Below are 26,170 nucleotides of genomic sequence, written 5' to 3'. Positions count from 1 at the left end.
TCTTCCGCCGCAATGGCGGAGGGGAACGCGGCTTGCTATATCTCGCCCCAAGGTGAGGACGAGCCATGACGCCCTATGACTCTAGAGATCCTGATGTGCGCCGGCGGCGGTTCCGCCCGATTCCGGTGCGCATGCTGGTGCCCAACGTCATCACGCTGCTGGCGATCTGCGCCGGCCTGACCTCGATCCGGCTTTCGATCGAGGGCCGGATGTCGCTCGCGGTCTACGCCATCGTGTTCGCGGCGGCGCTCGACGGCATCGATGGCCGCATCGCGCGCATGATCAAGGGCCAGTCCAAGTTCGGCGCCGAGCTCGACAGCCTCGCCGACTTCGTCAATTTCGGCGTGGCGCCCGGCCTGATGCTGTATTTCTGGCAGCTGCACGAGCTCGGCAATGCCGGCTGGATTGCCGCCATGGTGTTCGCGATCTCCGGTGGCCTCCGCCTGGCGCGCTTCAATGCCACCATGGACGATCCCAACAAGCCGGCCTTTGCCGCCAATTTCTTCACTGGCGTGCCGGCGCCGGCCGGCGCGATCACGGTGCTGCTGCCGATTTATGTCGCGTTCCTCGATCTCGGCCGGCTGCCTGCGGCGGTGACGGCTGCCTATACGCTGCTGATCGCCTTCCTGATGGTGTCGCGCCTGCCGGTGTTCTCCGGCAAGACCAAGCGCATGCGCGTGCCGCCCGAACTGGTGCTGCCTGCGTTCGTCGCGGTGATCGTCTTCATCGCAATCCTGATCGCCTATCCCTGGCACGTGCTGTCGATCGGCACGGTGCTGTATCTCCTCGCTTTGCCGCTCGGCTATAAATCCTATCGCGACCAGGCGCGTGCGTTGGAAACCACCGCGCCCGCCGCAGGCGGAGTCTCGTCGCCGCCGTCGGCACCGACGCTGACAAACCTGTCGGAGCCGCCGCGCGACGACGACCGGCCCGACCGCTTGCACTGAACGGTAAGGCACCAAGCAGCAAGGCACTGGGCACCAAGCCCTTAAGCAGCAAGCCTTGAATATCTGCCATGAGGCGCCCTGAGTTGGGTTGAGACCCGATCTCGGCTATATCGCCTGGTGCCGGCGGCACCGCGCCAACAGCGGCCGCCAATCTGGGAGAGAACGCCGTGACCGATACCGCGACCGGGCCGCTGCCCGCTTCCGTCCTCGAAGCGCTGGGCCGCTATGACACGCCGACGATCTGCAATGCCATGGAGATCGTGGCGCCCGAGCGCCGGCTGATCGGCTACACCACCAGACCACTGGTCTGCCCATTTCCCGATCTGCCCCCGATCGTCGGCTACGCCCGCACGGTCGCGATTCGCTCGGTGCTGAAAAATTCGCTGCCGCCGGAAGAGCAGTCCAAGCGCCGCATCGACTATTACGAATATGTCGGTACCGGCTACGGTCCGCGCATCTCGGTGATCCAGGACATCGACGGTCCCGACGTCGGCTACGGTGCGTTCTGGGGCGAGGTGCAGAGCAATGTGCACAAGGCGCTCGGCTGTCTAGGCGTCATCACCGACGGCTCGATCCGCGACATTCCGCAATGGGCACCGGGCTTCCAGGCGCTGGCCGGCTCGATCGGCCCGTCGCATGCATGGGTGCATGCCGAGAGCTTTGGCGGTGAGGTGCGCGTCGCCGGCATGACCGTGAAGTCGGACGATTTGATCCACGCCGACCAGCACGGCGCCATCGTGATTCCGCACGATATCGCCGCAAAGCTGCCCGAAGCCGCCGAACTCTGTGGTCGCCGCGAGACGCCGATCCTCGAGATCGCCCGCAGCCCCGACTTCTCGCTGGAGAAGCTGAAGGCCGCGCTGAAGCGCTCGGCGGAGATTCACTAACGGCAGGACGGGGAGATCTACGGTTGCGACGCCGCTCGCTGGCTGCCCTTTTCCGTCAGGAACAGGGCAGCCTGGTCCGGCTCGTCGCGCAGCAGCGCAGCCAAACGGATCGCTCGCGCACGGACTTGAGTCACGGCCTTGAGTGATGGGTGCGGGCGACTCCGTATGGTTAGCAAAATGTTGAAATCCCTGTCGGCACTCGGCAAAAGCCGGCGCCTTTCAGCGCGCTGCGCCCGCCAGGCGCGTCGGCTCAACTTAACCTTTACGCGTCTTTAATCGCGGCTCACTAGGGTTTCCGATGCGGTTCGGGGTTGGGCCGCGCCATCGGCCAGGACGGCCGTTGTTGCGTTCGCGTTGGAGTCTCCCATGGATATCATGACGAGCATCGGGCTCGTGGCGGGCATTGTCGTCATCGCGACGATGATGCTGCTGGGCGGCGATCTCCACATGTTCGTTTCCGAGCATGCGATGATCATCATCTTCGGCGGCTCGACGGCCGCGACCATGATCCGCTTTCCGCTCTCGACGCTGATCCACGGCCTGCCGCTCGGCGCCAAGTTTGCCTTCACGATGAGCCGTCTGTCGGCGCACGATCTGGTCGACGAACTCGCCCGCATCGCCGAGATCGCCCGCAAGCAAGGGCCGGTGGGTTTGGAAAAAGTCGAGACCGACGAACCGTTCCTCGCCAAGGGCATTCGCTACGTCGCCGACGGCTACGACCTCGACTTCATTCGCGACAATCTCGAGCGCGACCGTGATAATTTTTTGATGCATCTGGATGAAGGCAGCAAGATCTACCGCGCCATCGGCGACTGCGCTCCGGCCTTCGGCATGGTCGGCACGCTGATCGGCATGGTGCAGATGTTCGCCAACATGACCGACCCGTCAAAGCTCGGCCCGTTCATGGCGACCGCGCTGCTCGCGACTCTCTACGGCGCACTGGTCGCCAACCTGTTCTGTACCCCGATCGCCGACAAGCTGCATGGCAAGCTCCTGGACGAAGAGACCAACCGCACGCTGATCATCGACGGCATCCTGATGATCCGCGACTCCAAGAGCCCGACGCTGGTCCGCGAAATGCTGCTGGCCTATCTGCCCGAGAAGCACCGCCACGCTGAAGGCGAGCCGGTGCCGGCCTGAGGCCGCCCGCCGGGATTTGAGAGATGGCCAAGAAGAAGCGCGGCGATTCACACGGAGGCGGTCACGGCTGGTTCGTGACCTTCGCCGACCTGATGGGCCTGATGATGAGCTTCTTCGTGATGCTCGTCGCGTTCTCGACCCAGGATGCCAACAAGCTGAAGGTCGTCGCAGGCTCCATGCGCGACGCCTTTGGTGTCCAGACCGAAGCGCGCTATTCCGGCATCGTCGAGTCCGACGGCCTGCCGACCCGTCCTCGGCTGAAGAACGTCGATCACATTCAGCCTGAGGACTCCTCCAACACGCCGACGCCGGACCAGGAGGATCGTGACCGCACCTCGGGCGCGAAGATCAAGGTCGACCGGAATTTTGCGCTGGCGGCGGCCTCGCTGCGCCAGGCGTTGCAGGACATGCCGGAACTGACCGAGATGTCCAAGCACATCATGTTCGAGGAGACCAAGCAGGGTCTCAACCTCGAGATCGTGGACCAGGACGGCCGCTCGATGTTCGCCGACGGCTCCAAGGTGCCCTATGACCGCACCCGGCGCCTGATCGAGAAGCTCGCTGTCCCGCTCAAGGCGACGCCGCTCCGCGTCTCCATCGCCGGCCACACCGCGGCTGGATTCGTGCCGACCCGCAGCGACTACGGCGCCTTCGACCTGTCGGCCGACCGCGCCAATGCCGTGCGTCAGATCCTCGAACGCGAGGGCCTGCCGGGAGCCCATGTCTTCGCCGTCGCCGGCAAGGCGGACACCCAGCCGCTGTTTCCGGACGATCCCTCGCTCGCGGCCAACCGGCGGGTGACCATCACCCTCATGCGCGAAGATCCGCCGCTGCCGCCGAATCTGAAGCCGTAGCGCGCATTCGACCGCAGTGGACCCTATTTCGCGCGAAGAAAGCGCGACAAAACAAGGATGTAGAGCCAATTCCCCGTCAATCGGGACGGAAAGGCTCAGGGCTCTTGTGCCACCATCTTACCTGAGGCATGTCGTCGCGTGGGCGACGACCGTTGCTGCGGCGTCACAGCATCTGGCCCGGCGCCTGCTATGGTGATGTGCCGATTGACAGGGGCGCCGGAACCGTCAAAAGGCGCCGGATCAATTCTCGGGCAGAAGCGTTCCAGTTTCATATGACGGCGACCATCACATCGACCGAAGCTCCGGACGGGCCGGTCACCTCGGGTTTCTGGGGCCTGACGCTCGGGAGCATCGGCGTCGTCTTCGGCGACATCGGCACGTCGCCGCTCTACGCATTCCACGAGGCCGTCAGGGGCGCGGCCCATGGCCAGCCGGTCTCGCGCGTCATGGTGCTCGGCGTGCTCTCGCTGATCCTCTGGGCGCTGCTGATCGTCGTCACCGCCAAATACGTGCTGCTGCTGCTGCGCGCCGACAACAACGGGGAGGGCGGCACCCTTTCCCTCATGGCGCTCGGCCAGCGCGCGCTCGGGCGGCGGAGCTGGTTCCTGATGGCCCTCGGCGTGGTCGGCGCCTCCATGTTCATCGGCGATTCCATGATCACGCCGGCGATCTCGGTGCTGTCGGCGGTCGAGGGTCTGAAGCTCGCAACGCCGGCCTTCGAGCACTATGTGGTTCCTCTGACCGTTCTCATCCTGGCGCTGCTGTTCGCGGTCCAGAGCAAGGGTACGGCGCTGGTGGCCTCGGCCTTCGGGCCGGTGATGGTCGTCTGGTTCACCGTTCTTGCCGTGTTGGGCGTCGTTCACATCGCCGACGATCCGTCGGTGCTGGCGGCGATCAATCCCTATTACGCGCTGCAATTCCTGCTGTCGCACGGCACGATCGGCCTGGTGACATTGGGCGCGGTGTTCCTGGCGGTGACCGGCGGCGAGGCGCTCTACGCAGATCTCGGCCATTTCGGCCGCAAGCCCATCCAGTCAGCCTGGATGTTCTTCGTGCTGCCCTCGCTCCTGATCAACTATTTCGGGCAGGGCGCGCTGGTGCTGTCCGATCCCAGCGCGATCGAGCACTCGTTCTATCGCATGGTGCCCGAGCATTTCGTGCTGCCGCTGGTTGGCCTTGCGACCGCGGCGACCGTGATCGCCAGCCAGGCCGTGATCACCGGGGCGTATTCGCTGGTCTATCAGGCGGTGCAGCTCGGCCTGCTGCCGCGCTTCGAGGTGCGCTTCACCTCGGAAACCCACGCCGGGCAGATCTATCTGCCGCGCGTGAACCGGCTGCTCCTGATCGGCGTAATGATGCTGGTGCTGTTGTTCCACAGCTCCAGCAATCTGGCGTCGGCCTACGGTATCGCGGTCTCCACCACCATGGTCGCCGACGGGATCATGGGCTTCATCGTGATCTGGAAATTGTGGAACTGGCGCGCCGCGACGGCCGCAGCCGTGATCCTGCCCTTCGTCGTGGTCGACCTGAGCTTCTTCAGCGCGAATCTTCTGAAGCTGCTCGAAGGCGCCTGGGTGCCGCTGCTGTTTGGCGCGGCCATGGCCGGGACCATCTGGACCTGGCGGCGAGGGTCGGGGATCCTGATCCAGAAAACGCGCCGCATCGAGGTGCCGCTGGACGATCTGATCCGGAGCCTGGAGAAGCGGCCGCCGCACATCGTCAAGGGCACCGCGGTGTTCCTGACCAGCGATCCCTCCTTCGTGCCGACCGCGCTGTTGCACAATCTCAAGCACAACAAGGTGCTGCACGAGCACAACGTGGTCCTGACCATCGAGACCGCGCATACGCCGCGGGTCGATCTGTCGGAGCGTTTCCGGATGGAGAAGATCAGCGACAAGTTCTTCAAGGTCCGCCTTCGCTTCGGCTACATGGAGCAGCCGAACGTGCCCAAGGCGCTCGCGATCGCGCGCAAGCAGGGCTGGCAGTTCGATATCATGTCGACCTCGTTCTTCGTGTCGCGGCGCTCGCTGAAGGCTTCGGCCCAGTCCGGTATGCCGCTTTGGCAGGACCATTTGTTCATCGCGCTGAGTCGGTCCGCCAACGACGCTACCGACTATTTCCAGATTCCCACCGGGCGAGTGGTTGAAGTCGGAACCCAGGTCACCATCTAAACGTCGATCGGCGAAGGCATGCAAAATTGCATGCCAAAGCCCCGAAATCGGGCTAGGCTATGCCGCCAGCGCAAGCCTATAAGCCGCGCGCCCTTCTGCCGTTGTGCAGTGAAGCATTTTTAGAGGCCATCAGGCTCTCCCATGACAAGTGATGTAGCGATTTCCGCCCCGGAAACGGCGGCGGCCAATGGGCATGGCGATGCCCACACCACCGCCGGTTTCGGTGCGCTGACGCTCGGCAGCATCGGCGTCGTCTACGGCGATATCGGCACCAGTCCGCTCTATGCGTTCCGCGAGGCGGTCATGGCGGCTTCCGGCGCGGAGGGCGTGCCGACGCCGGCGGCGGTGCTCGGCGTGCTCTCCCTGATCCTGTGGGCGCTCATCGTCGTGGTGACGCTCAAATACGTCGTGATCCTGCTGCGTGCCGACAACAACGGCGAGGGCGGCACGCTGGCGCTGATGGCGCTGGCCCAGCGCGCAGTCGGCACCCGCGGAACAACCATCGTCCTGCTCGGCATCATTTCCGGCGCCCTGTTCTACGGCGACGCCGTGATCACGCCGGCGCTCTCGGTGCTGTCGGCGATCGAAGGCATGAAGGACGTCACCCTGCACTTCGAGCCCTACATCGTACCGCTGACCGTGATCATCCTGGTCGGTCTGTTTGCCGTGCAGTCCCGTGGCACCGCTCGCGTCGCCGCCTTCTTCGGGCCGATCATGTGCGTCTGGTTCGCTGTGATCGCGATCGCGGCGATCCACCCGATCATCGAGCAGCCGCAGGTGCTGTTCGCACTGAACCCGCTCTACGCCGTGTCCTTTATGATCCACCACGGCATCATCGGTTTCGTGACGCTCGGCGCAGTGTTCCTGGCGGTCACCGGCGCCGAGGCGCTCTATGCCGACCTCGGCCATTTCGGCAAGCGGCCGATCCAGACGGCCTGGCTGTTCATCGTGCTACCGTCGCTGGCATTGAACTATCTGGGGCAGGGCGCCCTCGTGCTCGGCGACCCCGGTGCGATCGTGAGCCCGTTCTTCCAGCTCTTCCCGCAAGGTTTTTTCCGCGGCTGCATGGTCGTGCTGGCGACCGCCGCAACTGTCATCGCGAGCCAAGCGGTCATCACCGGTGCCTATTCGCTGACGCGCCAGGCGATCCAGCTCGGTCTGTTGCCGCGCTTTGAAATTCGCCATACCTCTGAAGCCCATTCGGGCCAGATCTTCATCCCGCGCATCAACCAGCTCCTGCTGGTCGCGGTGGTCCTGCTCGTGCTGCTGTTCCGCTCTTCCACCGCGCTGGCGTCGGCCTATGGCATCTCCGTCACCGGGACCATGGTGGTCACGGCGATGATGGGTTTTGTGGTGATCTGGAAGGTCTGGAAATGGTCGCCGTTCACGGCCGCCGCCCTGATCGCGCCGTTCCTGTTCCTCGACCTGACTTTCCTCGCCGCCAATCTGCTCAAGGTGTTCGAGGGCGGCTGGGTGCCACTGGCGCTCGGCGCAGTCATGATCATGATGATGTACACGTGGCGGCGCGGCAGCCGGCTGCTGTTCGAGAAGTCGCGCAAGCTCGAATTCCCGCTCGCCGACCTCGTCGCGATGCTGGAGAAGCGGCCGCCGCAGCGCGTGCCCGGCACCGCCGTGTTCCTGACCTCGGACCCCCTCAGCGCGCCGACCGCGCTGATGCATAGTCTGAAGCACTACAAGGTGCTGCACGAGAAGAACGTCATCCTCACCATCGAGACCGCACAGACCCCGCGGATCGATCCGGCCGAGCGGGTGAAGCTGGAACAGATCTCGCCGACCTTCTCCAAGGTGACGCTGAAGTTCGGCTTCATGGAATCGCCCAACGTGCCGAAGTCGCTGGCGATCGCACGCAAGCTCGGCTGGCAGTTCGACATCATGTCGACCTCGTTCTTCCTGTCGCGGAGGGCGCTCAAGCCGGCCGCCCATTCCGGCATGCCGCGCTGGCAGGACCGGCTGTTCATCTCGCTCAGCCGTTCCGCCAACGACGCCACCGACTATTTCCAGATCCCCTCTGGCCGCGTCGTCGAGGTCGGCACCCAGGTCACTATCTAAAGTGACGATCTGATCCTCCGTTTGAAGGTCGCGCTTCAAGTTGCTGCGATTTAGCTTTAACTTGCGCAAGGCAGCTCAAGCCTTTGTAGCGCTTGATTTTCACCGGCCGAGAGGCGAGGTTGCCGGCCGCCGGGATCGCCCCGGCAGCGGCCCGCGACGTTGGAGGATGATGTGGCAAATCAAGTACAGGATCTGACCCCGGACGAGGTCTCCAAGGGTGTCGCGGAAGGGCGCTATCTCCTCGTCGACGTGCGCGAGCCGAACGAGGTCGAGGCTGAGGCCTATCCCTACGGCGTGGTCGTGCCGCTCTCGACCTTCGATCCCAAGGCGATCCCCGATCCCGCCGGCAAGGAGGTCGTGTTCGCCTGCCGCTCGGGCAAGCGTTCGGTGACGGCCTCGCTGGCGGCGCAGGCGGCGGGCCTGCCCTACGACAAGCATCTGGCCGGCGGCATGCTGGGCTGGAAGGCGGCGGGTCTTCCCAGCAAGGTCGGCGGCTGACCCCGCCGATGTCCAAGAGCTCGTCCCTCAACAAGGTCTTCGCGGACCTTCCCGTCACCATCTTTGAGGCAATGTCGCAGGCCGCACGCGACAATGCTGCCATCAATCTCGGGCAGGGCTTTCCCGACGATCCCGGGCCCGAGGACATCCGCCGCGCCGCGGCCGAGGCCTCGCTGAACGGCTACAATCAGTACCCGTCGATGATGGGCCTGCCGGAGCTGCGCCAGGCGATCGCGACCCATTACGGCCACTGGCATGGCCTCGAGCTCGATCCGATGAGCGAGGTGATGGTGACCTCCGGCGGCACCGAGGCCCTGACCTCGGCCATCCTCGCCGTCGTCCAGCCCGGCGACGAGGTGGTGTGCTTCCAGCCGGTGTACGATTCCTACCTGCCGATCATCCGCCAGGCCGGCGGCATTCCGCGCCTGGTCCGGCTCGAGCCGCCGCATTGGCGGCTGAATGAGGACATGCTGAAAAGCGTCTTCAATTCAAAGACCAAGGCGGTGCTCTTCAACAATCCCCTGAATCCGTCCGCGGTGGTGTTTCCGCGCGAGGACCTCGAGCTTTTGGCGCGCTACTGCCAGGAGTTCGACGTGATCGCGATCTGCGACGAGGTCTGGGAGCACGTCACTTTCGACGAGCACAAGCACATCCCGCTGATCACCATCCGCGGCATGCGGGATCGCACCATCAAGGTCGGCTCGGCCGGCAAGATCTTCTCGCTGACGGGCTGGAAGATCGGCTTCGTCTGCGCCGCGCCGCCGCTGCTACGCGTTGCCGCCAAGGTGCACCAGTTCCTGACCTTCACCACCGCGCCGAACCTCCAGGCCGCCGTCGCCTACGGCCTCGGCAAGCCGGACGAGTATTTCCTGTCGATGCGCAAGGACCTGGCGCGGAGCAGGGACCGCCTCGCCAAGGGACTGGAGAGCCTCGGCTTCCCGGTGCTGAAGTCGCAGGGCACCTACTTCCTCACGGTCGACCTGTCGCCGCTCGGGCTGAACGAGAGCGACACCGAGTTCTGCTGGCGGATCGTGAAGGACTACAAGGTTGCGGCAATCCCGGTGTCGGCCTTCTACGAGCAGGACCCTGTGACCTCGGTGGTGCGCTTCTGCTTTGCCAAGAAGGACGAGACGCTCGACACCGCGCTGGAGCGGCTGTCGGATGCGGTGCGCGGGCGCAAGAGGTAGGGAGATGACGAACGTCAGCCGCTTTGGTTTTGGCCTCGCGATCGCCGCCGCGCTGACGTTGCTCTCCGCTCCCGCCGGGGCCGAGGAGCGGGTCGTCAACTTCTACAATTGGTCGAACTACGTGGCGCCCGATGTCCTCGAGGCCTTCACCAGGGAGACCGGCATCAAGGTGGTCTACGACACGTTTGACGCCAACGAGACGCTGGAGACGCGCCTGATGGCTGGCAAGTCCGGCTATGACGTCGTGGTGCCGACCGCCTATTTTCTCCAGCGCCAGATCAAGGCCAACATCCTCCAGAAGCTCGACAAGTCGAAGCTGCCGAACCTGGCCAATGCCTGGCCGGTGGTGACCGAACGTCTCGCGATCTACGACCCCGGCAATGTCTACGCCGCCAATTACATGTGGGGCACGACGGGCATCGGCTACAACGTCGCCAAGCTGAAGCAGATTCTCGGAGCGGATGCGAAGATCGACAGCTGGGACATCGTGTTCAAGCCGGAGAACCTCGCGAAATTCAAGGATTGCGGCGTCCACATGCTGGATTCCGCCGACGACATCTTTCCAGCGGCGTTGAACTATCTCGGGCTCGATCCGAACTCGACCAAGCAGGCCGACCTCGACAAGGCCGCCGATGTCGTCGCCAAGGTCCGGCCTGCCGTGCGCAAGTTTCATTCGTCCGAATATCTGAGCGCGCTTGCCACGGGCGAGATCTGCTTCGTGGTCGGCTGGTCCGGCGACATCATGCAGGCCCGCGCCCGCGCTGCCGAAGCCAAAAGCGGCATCGAGATCGGCTACGCCATCCCGAAGGAGGGCGCGCAGATGTTCTTCGACAATCTCGCAATCCCTGCGGATGCCAGGAACGTCAAGGAAGCCTACGAGCTGATCAACTATCTCTACCGTCCGGACGTGGCCGCCAAAAACACGGACTTCCTATCCTACGCCAACGGCAATTTCGCCAGCCAGAAGCTGGTCGACCCGAAGATCCTGAACGACAAGAATATCTATCCGGACGAGGCAACGCTCGCAAAGCTGTTCGTCATCACGGCGCGCGAGCCGGCGACGCAGCGGGTCATCAACCGGCTGTGGACCAAGGTGAAGACGGGGCGGTAACGACTGTCCGCTACCGCCACCTTCGGTGCAGCCACAACCACTGCTCCGGATGCTCCCGGACCCAGCCTTCCACTACGCTCGTGATCGCCTGGGTGGTGCCCTGGATGTCGATCTTGCCGTCGGCGTCGCGCACCGGCTGGACCTCTTCGGTGATCTCGGCGGTGAAGCGGCCGCCGGGCAGGCGGATGACGCGGACGCCGTGGATCGGGCATTCGACCTGGCGCAACAGGCGCGCCAACATCGGATTGGCGCGGGTCTTGCGGCCGAAGAAGGTGACCTCGACGCCGCCGGTCAGATACTGGTCGATCAGCATCGCGACGTGCTTGCCGTCCTTGAGCGCCTGCGCGAGCCGCAGCGGCGCGTCGCGCCCTGCCGGGATCAGCGTGCCCATGTTAACCTGGCGCATCTCCTGGATGATGCGGTCGGCGGACGCGATATTCGGGCGGCGGTAGAGGATCGCCGCATCGAGCCCGTGTGCGACGGCGGCAAGCGCCGGCAATTCCCAATTGGCCAGATGCGCGGCGAAGATCAGCGCCGGCTTGCCGTCGTCGCGGATCTGATCGAACAGCTCGATGCTGCGGCTGGGCAGTTCGATCCGACTGTTTTCCGGATGATCGCGGTCGTAATCCCAGACATGGTCCATATGAGCGAATTCGGCGCCGACGCGGCCGAGATTGTCCCACACGCCCATCAGAATGCTTTCGATCTCTTCGGGCGATTTCTCCGGAAAGGCTGCACTGAGGTTGGCGCGGCCGATGCGGTGCTCGCGAAGGCGCGGACCGATCGTCTTGGTGACGCGCGCGAAAAAGTCCGAGGTCTTGGCCGGATCGAAATAACGCGTGGTGCGCAACATGCCGACGGTGGCAGCGCCGATCAGGCCTCCACCGATCGACTTGGCCGTCTCCCGCGCGCGGGCCTTCGTCCTCGCAGGAAGCAGCGCCATGCGTCCGGTCAGGCCGGTTCGCGGGTCAGGATCAGCGAGGCGTTCTGGCCGCCGAAGCCGAACGAATTCGACATCACCGCGGTGACGCGGGCATCGCGTGCCTTGTTGCCGACGACGTCGAACAGGATCGTGGGATCCGGATTGTCGTAGTTGATCGTCGGCGGGATGCGCTGATGCTCCAGCGTCAGCAGCGAGAAGATTGCCTCGACTGCGCCGGCGGCCGAGATGGTGTGGCCGACCATCGACTTGTTGGAGGTGACCGGAATCTTCGAGACGAGATCGCCGAACACGGCCGATGTCGTATTGTACTCCATCTTGTCGTTCTCGGGCGTCGCGGTGCCGTGCGCGTTGATGTGGTCGATCTGGTCCGGCGTCATGCCGGCATCGGCCAGCGTCTTGTTCATGCAGCCGATGATCGGCTTGCCGTCGGGCGACGAGCGGGTGCGATGGAAGGAATCGGTGAGCTCGCCGCAGCCGGCGATCACACCGAGGATTTTTGCCCCGCGTGCGGTGGCGGCTTCATAGCTTTCGAGCACCAGCGCACCTGCGCCTTCGGCCATGACAAAACCGTCGCGGTTCTTGGAGAAGGGACGGGAGGCCGCCTGCGGCGGATCGTTCTGGGTCGACAACGCCGAGAGCAGCGAGAAGCGCACCAGCGCCTCCGGGTTCACGGTGCCGTCGGTCGCCACGCACAGCGCGGCATCGGTTTCGCCGCGGCGGATCGCCTCGACGCCGAGCTGGATCGAGGTCGCGCCGGACGCGCAGGCCGTCGACAGCGAGATCGGCGAGCCCTTGGTGCCGAAGGTCTCGGCGAGGTAGGCCGCGACCGAACCGAACATGAAGCGGTGGTGATAGGCGCTGTACTTGCCGCCGCCGGAGATGCGCAGAAGATCGTCGTAATTGAAGTCGAGCTTACCGACGGCGCGGCCGAGCTCGCGGCGCTGCGGCCATTCGACTTCGACAGGTGCGACCGCAAGGAAGAGAGGACCCGGGAAATCCGCCTTGGCGCCGATGCCGGCCTGGTCCAGCGCTTCCTGCGTCACCAGTTCGGCCATCCGCTCGGACAGGCCGGTAGAGGAGAACGGATCGACGCTGACGAAATCCACCGTGCCGGCCATCGTGGTTTTCAAGCCGTCGACTGGAAAGCGCGTGATGGTGCGGATGCCGGATTCGCCGGCGACGAGCTTCGCCCAATTGTCGGTCTTGCCGTTGCCGAGCGAGGTCATGATGCCCATGCCGGTGACGACGACGACGGGACGCCCGAGTTTGTCGCGTGGTGCAGTCATGTCGATCCCCGCTTGAGCTGGAGCATGATTCGAAAAAGCGTGACGCGATTTTCCGAGAAGATCATGCCCAAACAATAACCTGCCAAAGCGCAACGCGCTCTAGCTTACCGCCTCGACCAGCGCCATGCCTTCGCCGCGCCAGTGTCCGGCCCCCACCACCACAATCTGGGTGGGCGCTCCCTGCATTTCAATCTCGGTGCCCGTGGAATCGTTCGGCGGAAACAGCGCGCCGCGAGAGATCGACAGCGCGGCGAGCGCGATACCGAGCGGGAATTGCGTCTCCATGGTGTGGCCGAACATCGTGCCGGTCGAGCGCACCGGGAACTCGGCGTGGCCCTTCAGGAAGCCGCGCTCTTCTGATGTCGCCGGCTCAGCGCCGGTCGCACCGGATATGATCGCGCCCTTGCCGTCGCGCTTCGGCAACTTTGCCCAAAGCTTCTCCAGCGTCGCGGCCATGTCGCCGGGGGTCTTGCGCCGGGCGAGGTCGGCAACGACGCTCGAGAGCTTCGCGAACGGCTTGGCACCGCGCGCTTCCGCATGCGCCTTGGACTCCAGCACCAGAAACGCGCCAGCCGAGCCGAGCGCGAAGCCGGCGTTGTCCTCGCGCGCCCACACGGATGCGAACTTGTCCTTGAGATTGAAGTCGCCGAATTCGTAGAGGACCATCAGGTCCTTGCGCTCGCCATTGTGCGAGCCGCCGATCAACGCGATGTCGCTCTCGCCCGAGGCGATGCGCGACAATGCAATGCGGGCGGCATCGGCGCCGGCAACCTCTTCACCCATGAAGGTGCGCGAGGTGCCGCCAATGCCATGCACGATGGCGATGTTGCCGGCGAGCAGGTTGGAGAGCTGGGCCAGGAACAGCGTCGGCCTGAGATCGCTCATCAGCCGTTCGTTGAGGAAGCCGGGCGCGTTGGCACCCTTGGCCTCAGCCGTGAGCACGCCGGTGTCGACGTTGAGATCGCGCTCGCCGCCGCCGGCGGCGACCACCATGTCGATCTTCGAAAGGATATCCTTGTTGCCCTTGATCCCGGCGGAGTCGAGCGCAAGCCCGGCCGCATAGGTGCCGATGCGCTGCCAGGCTTCCATCTGGCGCTGGTCGCCCTTCTTCGGGATTTGGCTGTCGAAGGTAACAGGCATCAGGGGGTGCACGATGTAGGGCGCAAAGCCCTTCTCGTCGACATTGATGCGCTTCTCCTGAAGCGCGGCCCAGTTGGCGTCCAGGCCCTCACCGAGCGAGGTGGCCAAGCCAATGCCGGTGATCCAGACTTCCGTCTGGGCGGGCTTCGAAGCAGTCTCGGTCATGGCGATACGGCCTGTTGCGGAAAGCCGACGCGTTTGGCGATCGCGTCCATGTGGGCGCGCATATCCGCATGGGGAAAGGGAATCTGCGTGAAGGTCAGCGTCGAATTCGCGCGCAGCTTGCCGCCGACCTTGATCTTGGCTTCGGTCACGGCGTAGCCCGAGCCCTGATGGGCCAGGCTCGCCTCGATGCTCATGAGATCGCCGGGGAAGACCGAGCCGCGGACCTTGGCCTCCTTAACGGCGGCCAGGATCGGCATGCGCTCGAATTTGAGCACGCCAAGCTGAAGCCAGCCAGAGGCTTGCGCCATCGATTCGATCAGGAGCACGCCGGGCATCAGGGGATAGCCCGGGAAGTGCCCCTCGAAGATGGTGCTCTCCATCGGGACCTGAGCCTCGACGACAATCGTCTTCGCGTCGACGTTGAGGTCGACGACGCGATCTATCATGTGGAAGTATTCGAGTTGCATGACCGCGCGCTTAGGCGCTCGCGCCCTTGGCCGCAACCAGTTCGTCGATGCGCGCGCACAGGTTTTTCAGCACGAAATACTGCTCGGTGGTCGCTTTGCCGTCGTTGACCTCCTGGGTCCACTTTTCCAGCGGCAGCTTGATACCGAACTGCTTGTCGATCGCGAACGCGATGTCCAGGAAATCGAGGCTGTCGATGCCGAGGTCATCGATGGCATGGCTATCCGGCGTGATCGTGTCGCGCGGGATGTCGCAGGTTTCAGCGATGATCGTAGCGACCTGATCGAATGTGGAGGACATCACTAAGCCTTTGATATATTGCAGTTGTTTGTCGGATTTTCCAGAGTGGAACGGTGGGTGGGCATCGCGCCCCGATGACGCCCTCAACCCCCCTCTGGCCGGGTCGAAAGCCCGTATATCGGAGCGCCGCCCTGAGTTCAATGGAGCCGGCGGGTGTGGGGACAGGGCTGGGGATGCCCGGCTGAGCCGTTTCCCCCGAAGGACCGTCGGCGGGCCTCGCCAGACGTCTTGCCCTGCCAGATGTTTTGCCTACTAGACGCTTGCCTTAGATGTGCGGCGTCGTGATCTTGACGCAGTCGCGGCGGCCCATCAGCACGCAATCCTGGGTCCGGCGCAGGTCGGCGATGCTCACCGCGAGCCAGATCCCGATCGCGGTCAGTGCGATGGTGAAGGCCAGCGCCGCGATATTCGCGAGCATGCGATGGCGGAAATCGTCCGGTTCAGTGCGGGGTTGCTCGTAGCGCGACAGGTCGAGCGGCTCGGGCGCGACGCGCAATTGCTGCACGCTAGCGTTGCCGCGGTAGCCCGTCGGGGAAGGCGAGGTGCGCGGCCTGAACTGGAGCACCCGGTGCTCGTCATCCGAGCTTATGGGCCGCTGGGTTGTCATGGTGCAGGGATCACTCCGAAGCAGCAATTTTTAGATAGCATACGTGGTGAACGCGTTGCAGAAAATCTTCTCAACGCGCACGTGCATTGCGCGTTCGCACTATCTTGCAGGGTTGCGAAGGAAGGACCGTGGAACCGTGGTCGTTCCGGGCCTGCAGAGGGTGCGATGCAATATCTCCGCCCAGCCGAATGCATTGCCGGCACGATGCCCATGGCATAGTCCAGGGAACCTGACCACGCAGCTGCAACCATGTTAAAGGCGTTTCGACCATGACCAATCCGCGCGAACCGAGAGTGCATCCGGTGTCGATCCTGTCGCTGCGGCCGACGCAGATGACGGTCGGAATGCGCGAGGTCAAGGAGAAGCGCAAGCGCTGGCGCGAGCACGACAAGAAGAAGCAGGCCGATCTGCTCGGCAAGCACATGATCCCCGTCGTGCATGGCCCTGACGAGCGCTATTACGTGATCGACCATCATCATCTCGGTCGCGCGCTGCACGACGAGGGCGTCAAGGAGGTGCTGGTCACCATCGTCGGCGACCTCAGGATGGTCGAGCGCGAAGCGTTCTGGGGCGTGATGGACAACAAGCGCTGGGTTTACCCCTACGATGCCAAGGGCGAACGGCGACCGTTCCGCGATTTGCCCAAATCCGTCGTCGATCTCAAGGACGATCCCTTCCGGAGTCTTGCCGGCGAGTTGCGCCGCATGGGCGGCTTCGCCAAGGACACCACGCCGTTCTCCGAATTCCTGTGGGCCGATTATCTGCGCCGAAAGTTGTCGCGCAAGGCTGTGGATGCCAATTTTGACAAGGCGCTCGAGAAGGCGATGTCCTCAGCCAAGAGCAAGGACGCGATCTATCTGCCCGGCTGGTGCGGTCCGGCTGACGATGATTAGGCGCCACGCTCACGTCAGTACGGCATGTGGGTCCGCAAACCGGATCTGATCACAGCCTCTTGAGCGAAACCATCTTCCGTCCGCGCGAAGCAGTGCTGAAACAAAGCCGTGCCATCTGTGGGATTGCCGAGCTCACACAGGAGGCCGAAATGCGCCGTCTGGTTTTCACCGTTGCCCTGCTCGTGGTCGCTTCAGCCGGGATATCGGCGTCGTTTGCCGCAGTACACCATGCCAAGACGTTGACGTTTTCCGAGCGCTTTGCCCCGGCGCTCGAGTTGATGGCGAAGCATTAGGACAGATCTCCGCCAGTTCAACCAGCAGCCTCGCGATCGATTTTGCGCAGCCGCACAAAGGCGGCCCAGGCCCGCGGATAATCCTTGTCCGTGGGATCGATCGCAAGTAGCGCGCGGCACGCTTCCTTGATCTCCTCAGGCGAAGGACGCTTGGCCGGAGTCCCGGATGACTTGGCTTGCTCCCATCGACCCTCGATATCTTTCGCGAAAGCCAGGGCCTCGGCGCTGGTCCGTTTCTGCGTCGATTTCGTCAGCGGATCGTCCGAGAGGAAATTCGGCCATGCGGCCGGCGGCTGGTCGGCACGCCACGTCAGTTCATCTGCTTGTCGCGCCTCCACGCCCGAACCTGAATGCTGCGCTGCTGGCGCCCATCCTGCCCCTGCTGAGGCTGCCGAACCCGACGAGCCGGCTGATCTCCGCGCGACCGCCGAACCTGGCGCGACCGCCGCGGTCTGTCCGGCGAGCTGGCCAAGCTGTTGTTCCATCGTTCCGCCGCTGGACTTGGGGATGATTTTTTCGACGGTCTTGATCATCGACAGCGCGCCTGGCGATATCAGCGTGTTCTGGTCGGCAATTTTGTCCTCGGCCGCGCCCGGGCAGGGCTTGTAAGCAGAGCGCTGCGACGTCATCCGGCCGTCGTCGTCGATACGGGCAAAATCGATCGCGACGGTGTAAACGAACGCGGCCTCGACATACTGCCTCTCCTTGTCCATCGCCTTTACAGAGCCGCATACGTATTTTGCATGATCTGCGTCGATCGTTCGCAGGCCGTTGAAGTGAGCTGAATTCGGCGCAATGAGGCCGCGCAAGACGGCAGCCCGCGCCTTGCCATGCTCCGATTCGAACATGCTCCATATCTCGTTCGCGTTGATGATCTCCGGCTGATAGTTCCATGCGTATCCGGCCGCGAAGAATGCCGTTCCTATACAGGTCGCGATAACAAATGCCCGCACGTTCATGAGAAGCCCCTCGACAGGCACGACTCATCAGCGTCTCCGGTGACGGAAACTGCGCAAGTTGTGCCAAAGCGATTGTGCTAGTTGGGGGTGAGATTCTTAATTAAACGTGTGCGATTGCGAAAACATAGAGTTCCCGTAAAGCGGGAACTCATCCGCTGCATTTGTCGGTGATGCGTTCCTTCCGCGCTCGCGGCGGGCGCTCATTTCTTCGGCAGCCGCCCCATCAGATAGAATTCGTCATTCGGCCGCATGCCGGTGAAATTCGCCAACCGGTTCGACAGTGCGAAGAAGGCGGAGATTGCGGCGATGTCCCAGATGTCGTCGTCGCTGAACCCATGCGGCGCGAGCGCGGTGAAATCGTCCTCGGAAATCCGCTGCGCATCGGCCGAGACCTTCATCGCGAAGTCGAGCATCGCCTTTTGCCGCGGCGTGATGTCGGCCTTGCGGTAGTTCGTGGCGATCTGGTCGGCGATCAGCGGGTTCTTGGCGCGGATGCGCAGGATCGCGCCATGCGCGATCACGCAATACTGGCACTGATTGGCTGCCGAGGTCGCGACCACGATCATCTCGCGTTCGGCCTTGGTGAGGCCGCCGTCCTTCTCCATCAGTGCGTCGTGATAGGCGAAGAAGGCACGGAACTCGTCCGGGCGGTAGGCCAGCGTCAAGAACACGTTCGGCACGAAGCCGCTCTTCTCCTGCACGGCGAGGAGACGTGTGCGGATGTCGTCGGGGAGCGCATCGAGGGCGGGAGCGGCGAAGCGTTGCGCAGGCTTTGTCATGGGCATGGATTCCGGCTTGGGGCCGGCAACCATAGTCGATGCCGGCGCCATGCTCAACGTGACGCCAAGCTCGTAATGCCGGGGCTGGAAAACGCGCGTTGCTTTACCGCAGCGGCTTCTTCAGCAGCGAGAAGCGGTCCGGATCCAACCCCATCGACGGTTGCAGCATCGGGGCTTCGACGTTGGAGAGCGTCTTCGCGGGCGGCGCCGAGAACACCGGATCGTTCGGCACGTCGCGCTGCGAGGTGGCACCGCGCCAGCGCTCGAGCACGGCGCCGACGAAATGCATGTCGTGACCGGAGGTGACGGACGGCACGCTGCTGATGGTGGCTTCGCCGCGCGGCAATTGATGCGGCGGCACCTCCTTGAAGCGCAGCCGCGTCGGCAGCGCGACACCTTCGCCGAAGGCCAGCACTTCGCGGGTGCCGAGCGAGGGCACGAACGAGAGCAGATTCGCGGCCGCATCCGACACCGCGGCGCGCAGCAGCGCCTGGTCGCGCTCGTTGGCAAGACGCATCGTGAACAGCGTGTTGCACTGGGAGATGATGGTGGCGTCGAGCTCGGCCGGACGCTGGGTGATGAGGCCAAGATAGACGCCGTATTTGCGGCCTTCCTTGGCGATGCGCGACACCGCCTTGCGGGTCGGTCCGAAGCCGACATTGCGATCGGCGGAGGCGTAGCGGTGAGCCTCTTCGCAGACGAACAGCATTGGCGAAACGCCGTCGCTCCACAGGCCGAAGTCGAACGCCATGCGGCAGAGCACCGAGACGACGGAATCGATGACCTCGGCCGGGAAGCCGGCGAGCTGCATCACCGTCATCGGCTTGCCGTTGGCCGGCAGGCGGAACAGATGGCTGATCACCTCGGCCATGGTGTCACCGCCGACATTGGCGTTGTCGAACATGAAGGCGTAGCGCGGGTCGTTGCGGACCGCCTCGATGCGGGAGATCAGCTTGTGATAGATGATGCGCGAGGAGCGGTTCTCGAGCTTGCCCATGCGCTCGTCGATCAGCGACATCAGATCGACCAGCCGATAGGGCACCGGCGTATCGACGGTGTAGCCGATCTGCTTGGGATCAATGCGCTTCAGGCCAATGCGGTCGGCGTTCTGGTACTGGGTGTAGACGCCCTTGGCGAGGGGAATGACCTCGGCGAGGACGTCGAGCTCCTCGGGCACGCCGGCGCGGCCGCCGAACAGCACGTCGACAATTTCCTCGAAATTGAAAAGCCAGAATGGCAGTTTCAAATTGCGCGGGTTGAGCACCAGCGCGCGGTCGCCGAAGCAGCGGCCATATTCGTTGTGCACATCGAGCAGGAAGATGCGCAAATTCGGGCGTGCCTTGAGGATCTCGTTGAGCAACAGCGACACGCCGGTCGATTTACCGACGCCGGTCGATCCCAGCACGGCAAAGTGCTTGGAGAGCATTTCCTCGATGTCGACATAGGCGACGACGGAGCTATCCTGCTGAAGGAAGCCGACATTGATCTGGTCGGAGCCGGTGGGCGCGTAGATCGTGCGCAGCTCCTGGCTCGTGATCAGGTCGACGGAATCGCCGATGGTCGGATAGTTGGTGACGCCGCGCTGGAATTTGGCCTTGCCGGTGGCGTTGAGAATTTCGCCGAGCAGGTCGACCGAGGCGATGGCGATCAAATTGTCGTTGCTCGAGAGGTTCTCGCAGGACACCTCGGTGATCATGGCGACGATGACCGAGCTGGCGCAGCGGATACTGACGAAGCGGCCGACGGTTGCCCGCACTTCCGAGACCGGCATCCGGCTTTCAGCCAGCAGCCCGACCCGGGCGAGCGATCCGCGAACCGAAATCACGCGTCCAAAGGATGTCACAATGAATGAACCTGGCAAGAGCAACGGGTTGCCCGGACTATGCACGGCCGTCGCTGGACAAACGGTTAAACGGCAGGCGCCGGCGCTTCGTTAAATCCGCGACAATTCGGGTGCGAGGTTTGTTCCCAATGCATACTCCCTGGCGGAAGCGGCCGGAAAATGCTGCTTTTTCCCGGCCGACGGGTCCCGGAGTGTTTAAGGAAGATTTTACCATTCGGGCAGTCGGTCCGCGGTTCCGGGACGGGTTGGTCATCCGAGATGGCCCGTCATCTGTTCCGGGCGGCGATGCCTGATTTGTTGACGGGACCTAATCATTTGTACATTAGTACAAATGAACCGGCCGCCTCGGTGCCGCCCACCGGTTCGTGAGCGGATTGCCGCCTGCGCCGGATCGCGAGGATCCGGTCCAGCGGATCGCAAGCCCCGTCTTGGAGGACGCCATGCAGCCCGAACCGATCCTCGATCTCGCTCATCTGGGCCACATGGAGCTCTTGACGCCAAAGCCGGACGAGAGCCTGAAATTCTTCGTCGACGTCATGGGCATGACCGTCAGCGGGCAAAAGGGCGAGTCGGTCTATTTGCGCGGCTGGGACGACTATGAGCGCTATTCGCTCAAACTGACGGCGTCGAAGACGTCGGGCATGGAGCACATGGCGCTGCGCGCGCGCAGCCAGCAGGCGCTGGAGCGCCGCGTCGCGGCGCTGAAAGGGTCCGGCTTCGACATCGGCTGGATCGACGGCGACATGGGGCAGGGGCCGACCTTCCGCTGTCGCGATCCCGATGGACACATCGTCGAGCTCTATTACGAGACCGAATGGTATCAGGCGCCGCCCGAGCTGAAGCCGGCGCTGAAGAACCAGGCGCAGCGCTTTCCCGCGCGCGGCGTCAATGTCCGCCGCCTCGACCACCTCAATTGCCTCGCCGTCGACATCAAGGCCAACCGCGAGTTCTTCGAGAACTATCTCGGCTGCCGCCTCACCGAGCAGATCGTGCTCAACGACGGCCGCGAAGCGGCGATGTGGCTGACGATGTCGAACAAGAGCTACGATTTCGCCTATTCGCTCGACCATTCCGGCACGCCCGGCCGCTTCCACCACGTCACCTACGCGCTCGACAGCCGCGAAGAGATCTTGCGCGCCGCCGACATCTTCCTGGAGAACGGCATCCACATCGAGACCGGCCCGCACAAGCACGCGATCCAGCAGACCTTCTTCCTCTACGTTTACGAGCCCGGCGGCAATCGCGTCGAAGTCGCCAATGCCGGCGCGCGCCTCATCCTCGCGCCCGACTGGAAGCCGATCGTGTGGACGGAAGAGGAGCGCAAGAAGGGGCAGGCGTGGGGCCTGAAGACGATCGAATCGTTTCATACGCACGGCACGCCGCCGGTGGAGCACAAGAAGTAGCGCTCAGTTGGCGGCGGCTCTCACACGCGCGATCGTCTCCTTCACGCCGGTCCATGCCGGCCTGTCCGGCGCGAACTGCCTGCGCAGGAAGGTGACCAGTTCCTCGACCTGCGCATCGCTCATGCTGTTCTTGAACGCCGGCATGTAGCCGAGATCGCTCGACACCGGTTCGGCGATGCCGTGCAGGATGACTTGCACGAGATTGTCCGATGTGGCGCTGTGCAGATTGCTGTTGAGTGCCAGCGAGGGGCGGCTGCCGAACAGCGGCAGGCCGCCGATCTCGTGGCAGGCGGCGCAGGCGCCCTGATAGAGCCGCGCGCCGGTGGAGGGCGCCATCGTGACTTGCGTTGAAGCTTCTAGCTTCAGAGCGATCGCATCCTGCGCTTTCGCGTCGGTCGCGGTGTCATTGAACGAGTTGAGATAGACCGCCATGGCGCGGATGTCCTGGTCGGGCAGGGCCGCGAGGTCCCTGACAACAGGCGCCATCGGCCCGGCGGCAACGCCATGATATCGCGAGTGGCCCGTGCGCAAATAGGCGAAAAGCTCGTCCTCGCTCCATGGGATCGGCGCGTGCGAGAGTGAGGTCAGCGGCGGCGCCTCCCAGCCCTCGGCAAAGCCGCCGGCGAGATGGGCGCCACGCTGCTCGGCGCCGAGCGCGTTGCGCGGCGAATGGCAGGCGCTGCAATGGCCGAGACCTTCGACGAGATAAGCGCCGCGATTCCAGACCTCGGATTTGGCGGGATCAGGCTTGAACTCGCGCGTCTGGTGGAACAGCGCATTCCATCCGGCAAGTAGCGGGCGGAGATTGAACGGGAAGGCGAGCGTATTCGCAGCCTGCGTCGCGCGCACCGCCGGCTGCGCCATTAGGTAGGCGTAAAGCGCCTGCATGTCGGCATCGCCAGTCTTCGCAAAATGCGTGTAGGGGAAGGCGGGATAGAGCTGCCGTCCGTCGCGATGCAGCCCGTCGCGCATCGCGCGCTCGAATGCGGGATAGGACCAGGCGCCGATACCGGTCTCGACGTCGGGCGTGATGTTGGTTGCGTAGATCGTGCCGAACGGCGTCTCCAACGCGCGGCCGCCGGCGTTGAGCGCACTGCCGATTGTAGTGTGGCACTCCGCGCAATTGCCGAGCGCCGAAAGCTGTGCGCCGCGCGCGATCGTCGCCGCGGAATAGACCGATGGATCGGGTCGGGTGATCGGCGCGATGGCGCGGCCAGGCAAAAGGGCCGCACCGATACCGATCGCCGCGGTGCAGACGGCCGCGATCGTCGCGAAGACGCCGGCGCGTTTGGCGAAGGGATTTTCCCAGATGCGGGATGGCTGTGGCGTAGCCGAAGCTGGCAGCGCCTGCGGCGTGGCTGGGGCGCTGCCGTGCAGCCCGTTGAGGATACGCTCAGGCGTGAACGGCGGCTCGCGAAAGCGCACGCCGGTGGCGTCGAAGATGGCGTTGGCAATCGCAGCCGCGCTTGGGACCGAGGCGGATTCGCCGACGCCGAGCGGCGGCTGGTCCGGCCGCGGCAGCAACAACACGTCGATCTTGGGCACGTCAGGGAAGGGGATGATCGGGTAGGCGCCCCATTCCCGCGCCACGACTGCGCCGCGCTCGAACGAGACCTCCTCCATCAGCGCGCGGCTGGTGGACTGGATGACGTTGCCGTGGATCTGGTGGCGCACGCCGTCCGGGTTGATCATCAATCCGGAGTCCTGCCCGGCGACCACGCGCGTCACGCTGACGTCGCCGGTCGCCTTGTTCACGGCAACGTCGGTGACCCAGGCCGACCACGCCGCGCCATAGCCGGGAAACTTGCTGTGGACGTAGAGCGCATAGGCAAAGCCGCGCCCATGCACGATCTCACCGTCTTTCTCTTGTCGCACCGGCCGCGGCGTCCAGCCCGCGCGCTCGGCGACCGCATGGACGAGATCGACGGCGCGCTGATCCCTAAGGTAACGCAGGCGATATTCGATCGGATCGACGCCAGCTTCTGTCGCGGCCTCGTCGATATAGGATTCATGCGCAAAGGTGTTCGGCAGGGCCGAGACGCCGCGAAACCAGGACGCGCGCACGATCGGCGCCATGTCGTGCGCGACGACGCGCATGTGGTCGTAATCGTAAGGCGGGATTGCGGTGCGGTCGCCCATCTGGAGGACGTCCGGCTTCGGCGATATTCGCCCCGTCAGCAACAGCGCCAACGTCGGCGCGGCATTCGACGGATAGCGCGTGGCGAGATCGTAGGCGGCGACGTCGCCCGCCGCGTCCAGGCCGCCATTGACGTCGATGAGCTGCGCGGCGCCTTTGGGCTCCCAGGCGTGCTCCTGTTCGCGCGTCAGCTGCACGCGCACGGGCCGGCCGACCGCGCGCGAGAGCAACAGCGCGTCCGCCGTGACATCGTCGGCGCAGTTGCGGCCGTAGCAGCCGGCGGCCTCCAACCTGATGACCTCGATCTCGCTCTCGGGACGCTCGATCAGCAGCGACAGGTCTGCGCGCAGCAGGTGCGGATTTTGCGTGCCCGACCAGACGCGGATGTTGCCGTCCTGGAAGTCGGCGACCGCGCAGGACGGGCCGATCGAGGCATGCATCTGATAGGGCCAGACGTAAGTGCGCTGCATCGGCTTGGCCGCGCCGGCAATGGCCGCATCGACGTCGCCTTTGTCGATCAGGGTGCGCGGCGTCGATGGATTGGCACGCAGCGCCGTCTCGACGTCGGCGAGATCCGTCAGTTCAGGCGTCGGTCGCCAGCTCACCGCAAGCTGCTCCGCCGCGCGGATCGCGTTCTCCTCGCGCTCCGCGACGATTCCGACGAAATCGCCGATGCGCACGACGGCTATGATGCCGGGAATGTCGCGCACAGAGGATTCGTCGATCGAAATCAGGCTGGTACCGACGAACATGCCGGCGTCGACGCCGGCATAGGGCGGACGTACCACGCGGCCGTGCAGCATGCCGGGGATACGGATGTCGTGCACGAAGGTCAGCTCGCCCGTGGCCTTGGCCGGCAGGTCGACGCGGGGCATCGACTGGCCGACAATGGCGTAATCGCCGACGGGCTTGACGGCGACCTCGTCGGCAAGCTCGATACGAATGGTCTCCCCGCCGATCAACTCGCCATAGCTGACGCTGCGATTGTCGTGCCCGCGCACAAGGCCGTCTTCGATCCTGAGATCGGCTACCGGCAGCTCCAGGCGCTCGGCCGCACGTGCGATCAGGAAGTGTCGCGCCTGCGCGGCGGCTTTGCGCAGGGGAACGGCGGTGATCTGGATGGTCTCGCTCGCGATCGTGGCGCCCTGGTTCGGCACCGTTGCGGTGTCGCCGAGCACCACGACGACGCGGGCAAAGGACACATCCAACTCCTCGGCCACGATCTGGCCCAGCGCCGTGCGGATGCCGGTGCCGAGATCGACATGACCATTGTAGGCTGTGACCGAACCGTCCGCGGTGATGCGGACGAAGGTCTCGGATGTGCACTCGTCCACGGTGCGGACGACGACGAGCGAGCCGGATTGCAGCTCAGCTCCGTTCGGATGCGGGGAGGCCATCAATCACCGGCCTCGGCGAGCTGGCCAGACGCACGCATCACGGCGCGCAGGATTTCGATATGCGTGCCGCAGCGACAGAGATTGTAACGTAGCGCCGCCAGCGCCTCCTGTTCGGTGGGCTGGGGGTTGATCGCAAGCAGCGCTTTGGTGGTCATGATCATGCCGTTGAGGCAATAGCCGCATTGCGCGGCCTGTTCGTCGATGAAGGCCTGCTGCACCACATCTGGCTTGTCGCGGGTGCCGAGCCCTTCGAGCGTCACGATGTCGCGGCCGGCGCAGCCGCTGATCGGAATCACGCAGGAGCGCGCCGCCGCGCCATCGATCAAGACAGTGCAGGTGCCGCATTCACCGAGGCCGCAACCGTATTTCGGACCGTTGAGCGCGAGATCGTTGCGCAGCACGTAGAGCAGCGGCGTGTCTCGCGCCGCAGTGATCTCGTGGATCCTGCCGTTCACGGTGATGCGGATCGGTGTCTGCGTCATCCTCGTTCCCAAATCGACTCGTTGAGCGCCGCGGCCAAAGCTTCGCGAAATTCCAAGTCCGCTCAAAATCTACGTTGCGACGATACCGTTTGTACACAAACGTGCAAGCGGTGCATGCCGCAGTGCAGCGCGAATGCCTTCTTTGTGGACAGGGCGGATAGGCAAATGAGGTTTTATGCGGCAGGCGTATGTTTTGCGCCGCACCGCCGCTTG

23 protein-coding genes are annotated in these 26,170 nt (G+C 64.2%); 12 read left to right on the top strand and 11 right to left on the bottom strand.

Annotated features, from left to right (window positions below):
• The first annotated feature begins 65 nt into the window (after window positions 1–65).
• From ACVIN2_RS05925 to ACVIN2_RS05885, 9 genes are all read left to right on the top strand, one after another.
• Window positions 66–947, top strand: coding sequence for a CDP-alcohol phosphatidyltransferase family protein (locus ACVIN2_RS05925; protein WP_456764855.1), 882 nt, complete (start codon window positions 66–68; stop codon window positions 945–947).
• A gap of 167 nt (window positions 948–1,114) precedes the next feature.
• Window positions 1,115–1,834, top strand: a complete 720-nt coding sequence (locus ACVIN2_RS05920; RefSeq protein ID WP_456764854.1) for an RraA family protein — start codon at window positions 1,115–1,117, stop codon at window positions 1,832–1,834.
• A gap of 366 nt (window positions 1,835–2,200) precedes the next feature.
• The gene (locus ACVIN2_RS05915) at window positions 2,201–2,974 is read left to right on the top strand and encodes a motility protein A (RefSeq protein ID WP_018459340.1); all 774 of its coding nucleotides are present in this window, start codon (window positions 2,201–2,203) and stop codon (window positions 2,972–2,974) included.
• Window positions 2,975–2,997: 23 nt separating this feature from the next.
• Window positions 2,998–3,828: a flagellar motor protein MotB gene (locus tag ACVIN2_RS05910; RefSeq protein ID WP_456764853.1), complete on the top strand. Its 831-nt coding sequence runs from the start codon at window positions 2,998–3,000 to the stop codon at window positions 3,826–3,828.
• A gap of 272 nt (window positions 3,829–4,100) precedes the next feature.
• On the top strand, window positions 4,101–5,999 hold the full coding sequence (locus tag ACVIN2_RS05905; RefSeq protein WP_456764852.1) for a potassium transporter Kup: 1,899 nt from the start codon (window positions 4,101–4,103) through the stop codon (window positions 5,997–5,999).
• Window positions 6,000–6,140: 141 nt separating this feature from the next.
• A complete protein-coding gene (locus ACVIN2_RS05900; RefSeq protein ID WP_456764851.1) occupies window positions 6,141–8,069 on the top strand; it encodes a potassium transporter Kup in 1,929 nt (642 codons plus the stop codon).
• 171 nt (window positions 8,070–8,240) lie between these two features.
• Window positions 8,241–8,567, top strand: a complete 327-nt coding sequence (locus ACVIN2_RS05895) for a rhodanese-like domain-containing protein (protein WP_015686918.1) — start codon at window positions 8,241–8,243, stop codon at window positions 8,565–8,567.
• An 8-nt stretch (window positions 8,568–8,575) separates the two neighbouring features.
• Window positions 8,576–9,754, top strand: coding sequence for an aminotransferase (locus tag ACVIN2_RS05890; RefSeq protein WP_456764850.1), 1,179 nt, complete (start codon window positions 8,576–8,578; stop codon window positions 9,752–9,754).
• A 4-nt stretch (window positions 9,755–9,758) separates the two neighbouring features.
• On the top strand, window positions 9,759–10,865 hold the full coding sequence (locus ACVIN2_RS05885) for a polyamine ABC transporter substrate-binding protein (RefSeq protein WP_456764849.1): 1,107 nt from the start codon (window positions 9,759–9,761) through the stop codon (window positions 10,863–10,865).
• Window positions 10,866–10,875: 10 nt separating this feature from the next.
• Here ACVIN2_RS05885 and ACVIN2_RS05880 read toward each other — a convergent pair whose 3' ends face one another.
• The 6 genes from ACVIN2_RS05880 to ACVIN2_RS05855 form a co-directional block, all read right to left on the bottom strand.
• Window positions 10,876–11,808 carry a lipid A biosynthesis lauroyl acyltransferase gene (locus ACVIN2_RS05880; RefSeq protein ID WP_456764848.1) on the bottom strand — a complete coding sequence of 311 codons (933 nt, stop codon included), beginning with the start codon at window positions 11,806–11,808 and terminating at the stop codon, window positions 10,876–10,878.
• Window positions 11,809–11,816: 8 nt separating this feature from the next.
• Entirely contained in the window at window positions 11,817–13,094 is a 1,278-nt protein-coding gene (locus ACVIN2_RS05875) for a beta-ketoacyl-ACP synthase (protein WP_027569448.1), read from the bottom strand.
• 99 nt (window positions 13,095–13,193) lie between these two features.
• Window positions 13,194–14,399, bottom strand: coding sequence for a beta-ketoacyl-ACP synthase (locus ACVIN2_RS05870; RefSeq protein WP_456764847.1), 1,206 nt, complete (start codon window positions 14,397–14,399; stop codon window positions 13,194–13,196).
• The gene (locus ACVIN2_RS05865) at window positions 14,396–14,866 is read right to left on the bottom strand and encodes a 3-hydroxyacyl-ACP dehydratase FabZ family protein (RefSeq protein WP_456764846.1); all 471 of its coding nucleotides are present in this window, start codon (window positions 14,864–14,866) and stop codon (window positions 14,396–14,398) included. Before ACVIN2_RS05865 ends, ACVIN2_RS05870 begins: the two co-directional genes overlap by 4 nt.
• A 10-nt stretch (window positions 14,867–14,876) precedes the next feature.
• Entirely contained in the window at window positions 14,877–15,164 is a 288-nt protein-coding gene (locus ACVIN2_RS05860) for an acyl carrier protein (protein ID WP_007592476.1), read from the bottom strand.
• Window positions 15,165–15,429: 265 nt separating this feature from the next.
• Window positions 15,430–15,771: a hypothetical protein gene (locus ACVIN2_RS05855; protein WP_247360403.1), complete on the bottom strand. Its 342-nt coding sequence runs from the start codon at window positions 15,769–15,771 to the stop codon at window positions 15,430–15,432.
• A 269-nt stretch (window positions 15,772–16,040) separates the two neighbouring features.
• Here ACVIN2_RS05855 and ACVIN2_RS05850 point away from each other — a divergent pair, with 269 nt between their 5' ends.
• Window positions 16,041–16,664, top strand: a complete 624-nt coding sequence (locus tag ACVIN2_RS05850) for a ParB-like protein (RefSeq protein ID WP_456764845.1) — start codon at window positions 16,041–16,043, stop codon at window positions 16,662–16,664.
• A gap of 59 nt (window positions 16,665–16,723) precedes the next feature.
• The gene (locus ACVIN2_RS05845; RefSeq protein ID WP_456764844.1) at window positions 16,724–16,957 is read left to right on the top strand and encodes a hypothetical protein; all 234 of its coding nucleotides are present in this window, start codon (window positions 16,724–16,726) and stop codon (window positions 16,955–16,957) included.
• Between the two features lie 17 nt (window positions 16,958–16,974).
• Here ACVIN2_RS05845 and ACVIN2_RS05840 read toward each other — a convergent pair whose 3' ends face one another.
• From ACVIN2_RS05840 to ACVIN2_RS05830, 3 genes are all read right to left on the bottom strand, one after another.
• On the bottom strand, window positions 16,975–17,916 hold the full coding sequence (locus tag ACVIN2_RS05840) for a hypothetical protein (RefSeq protein WP_456764843.1): 942 nt from the start codon (window positions 17,914–17,916) through the stop codon (window positions 16,975–16,977).
• Between the two features lie 200 nt (window positions 17,917–18,116).
• Window positions 18,117–18,695, bottom strand: a complete 579-nt coding sequence (locus ACVIN2_RS05835) for a peroxidase-related enzyme (RefSeq protein WP_027569453.1) — start codon at window positions 18,693–18,695, stop codon at window positions 18,117–18,119.
• A 103-nt stretch (window positions 18,696–18,798) separates the two neighbouring features.
• On the bottom strand, window positions 18,799–20,538 hold the full coding sequence (locus ACVIN2_RS05830) for an ATP-binding protein (RefSeq protein ID WP_007592463.1): 1,740 nt from the start codon (window positions 20,536–20,538) through the stop codon (window positions 18,799–18,801).
• 440 nt (window positions 20,539–20,978) lie between these two features.
• Here ACVIN2_RS05830 and ACVIN2_RS05825 point away from each other — a divergent pair, with 440 nt between their 5' ends.
• Window positions 20,979–21,941, top strand: a complete 963-nt coding sequence (locus ACVIN2_RS05825; RefSeq protein ID WP_275167413.1) for a catechol 2,3-dioxygenase — start codon at window positions 20,979–20,981, stop codon at window positions 21,939–21,941.
• Window positions 21,942–21,944: 3 nt separating this feature from the next.
• On the opposite strand, the gene ACVIN2_RS05820 is transcribed toward ACVIN2_RS05825, so the two are convergent.
• Window positions 21,945–25,475, bottom strand: a complete 3,531-nt coding sequence (locus tag ACVIN2_RS05820) for a molybdopterin cofactor-binding domain-containing protein (protein WP_456764842.1) — start codon at window positions 25,473–25,475, stop codon at window positions 21,945–21,947.
• Window positions 25,475–25,957 carry a (2Fe-2S)-binding protein gene (locus ACVIN2_RS05815; protein WP_456764841.1) on the bottom strand — a complete coding sequence of 161 codons (483 nt, stop codon included), beginning with the start codon at window positions 25,955–25,957 and terminating at the stop codon, window positions 25,475–25,477. Before ACVIN2_RS05815 ends, ACVIN2_RS05820 begins: the two co-directional genes overlap by 1 nt.
• Window positions 25,958–26,170 lie beyond the last annotated feature (213 nt).

This window comes from Bradyrhizobium sp. USDA 3650 (assembly GCF_054057395.1).
Note: the sequence above shows the minus strand (reverse complement) of the source record. Positions and strands in the feature narration are given on the sequence as shown.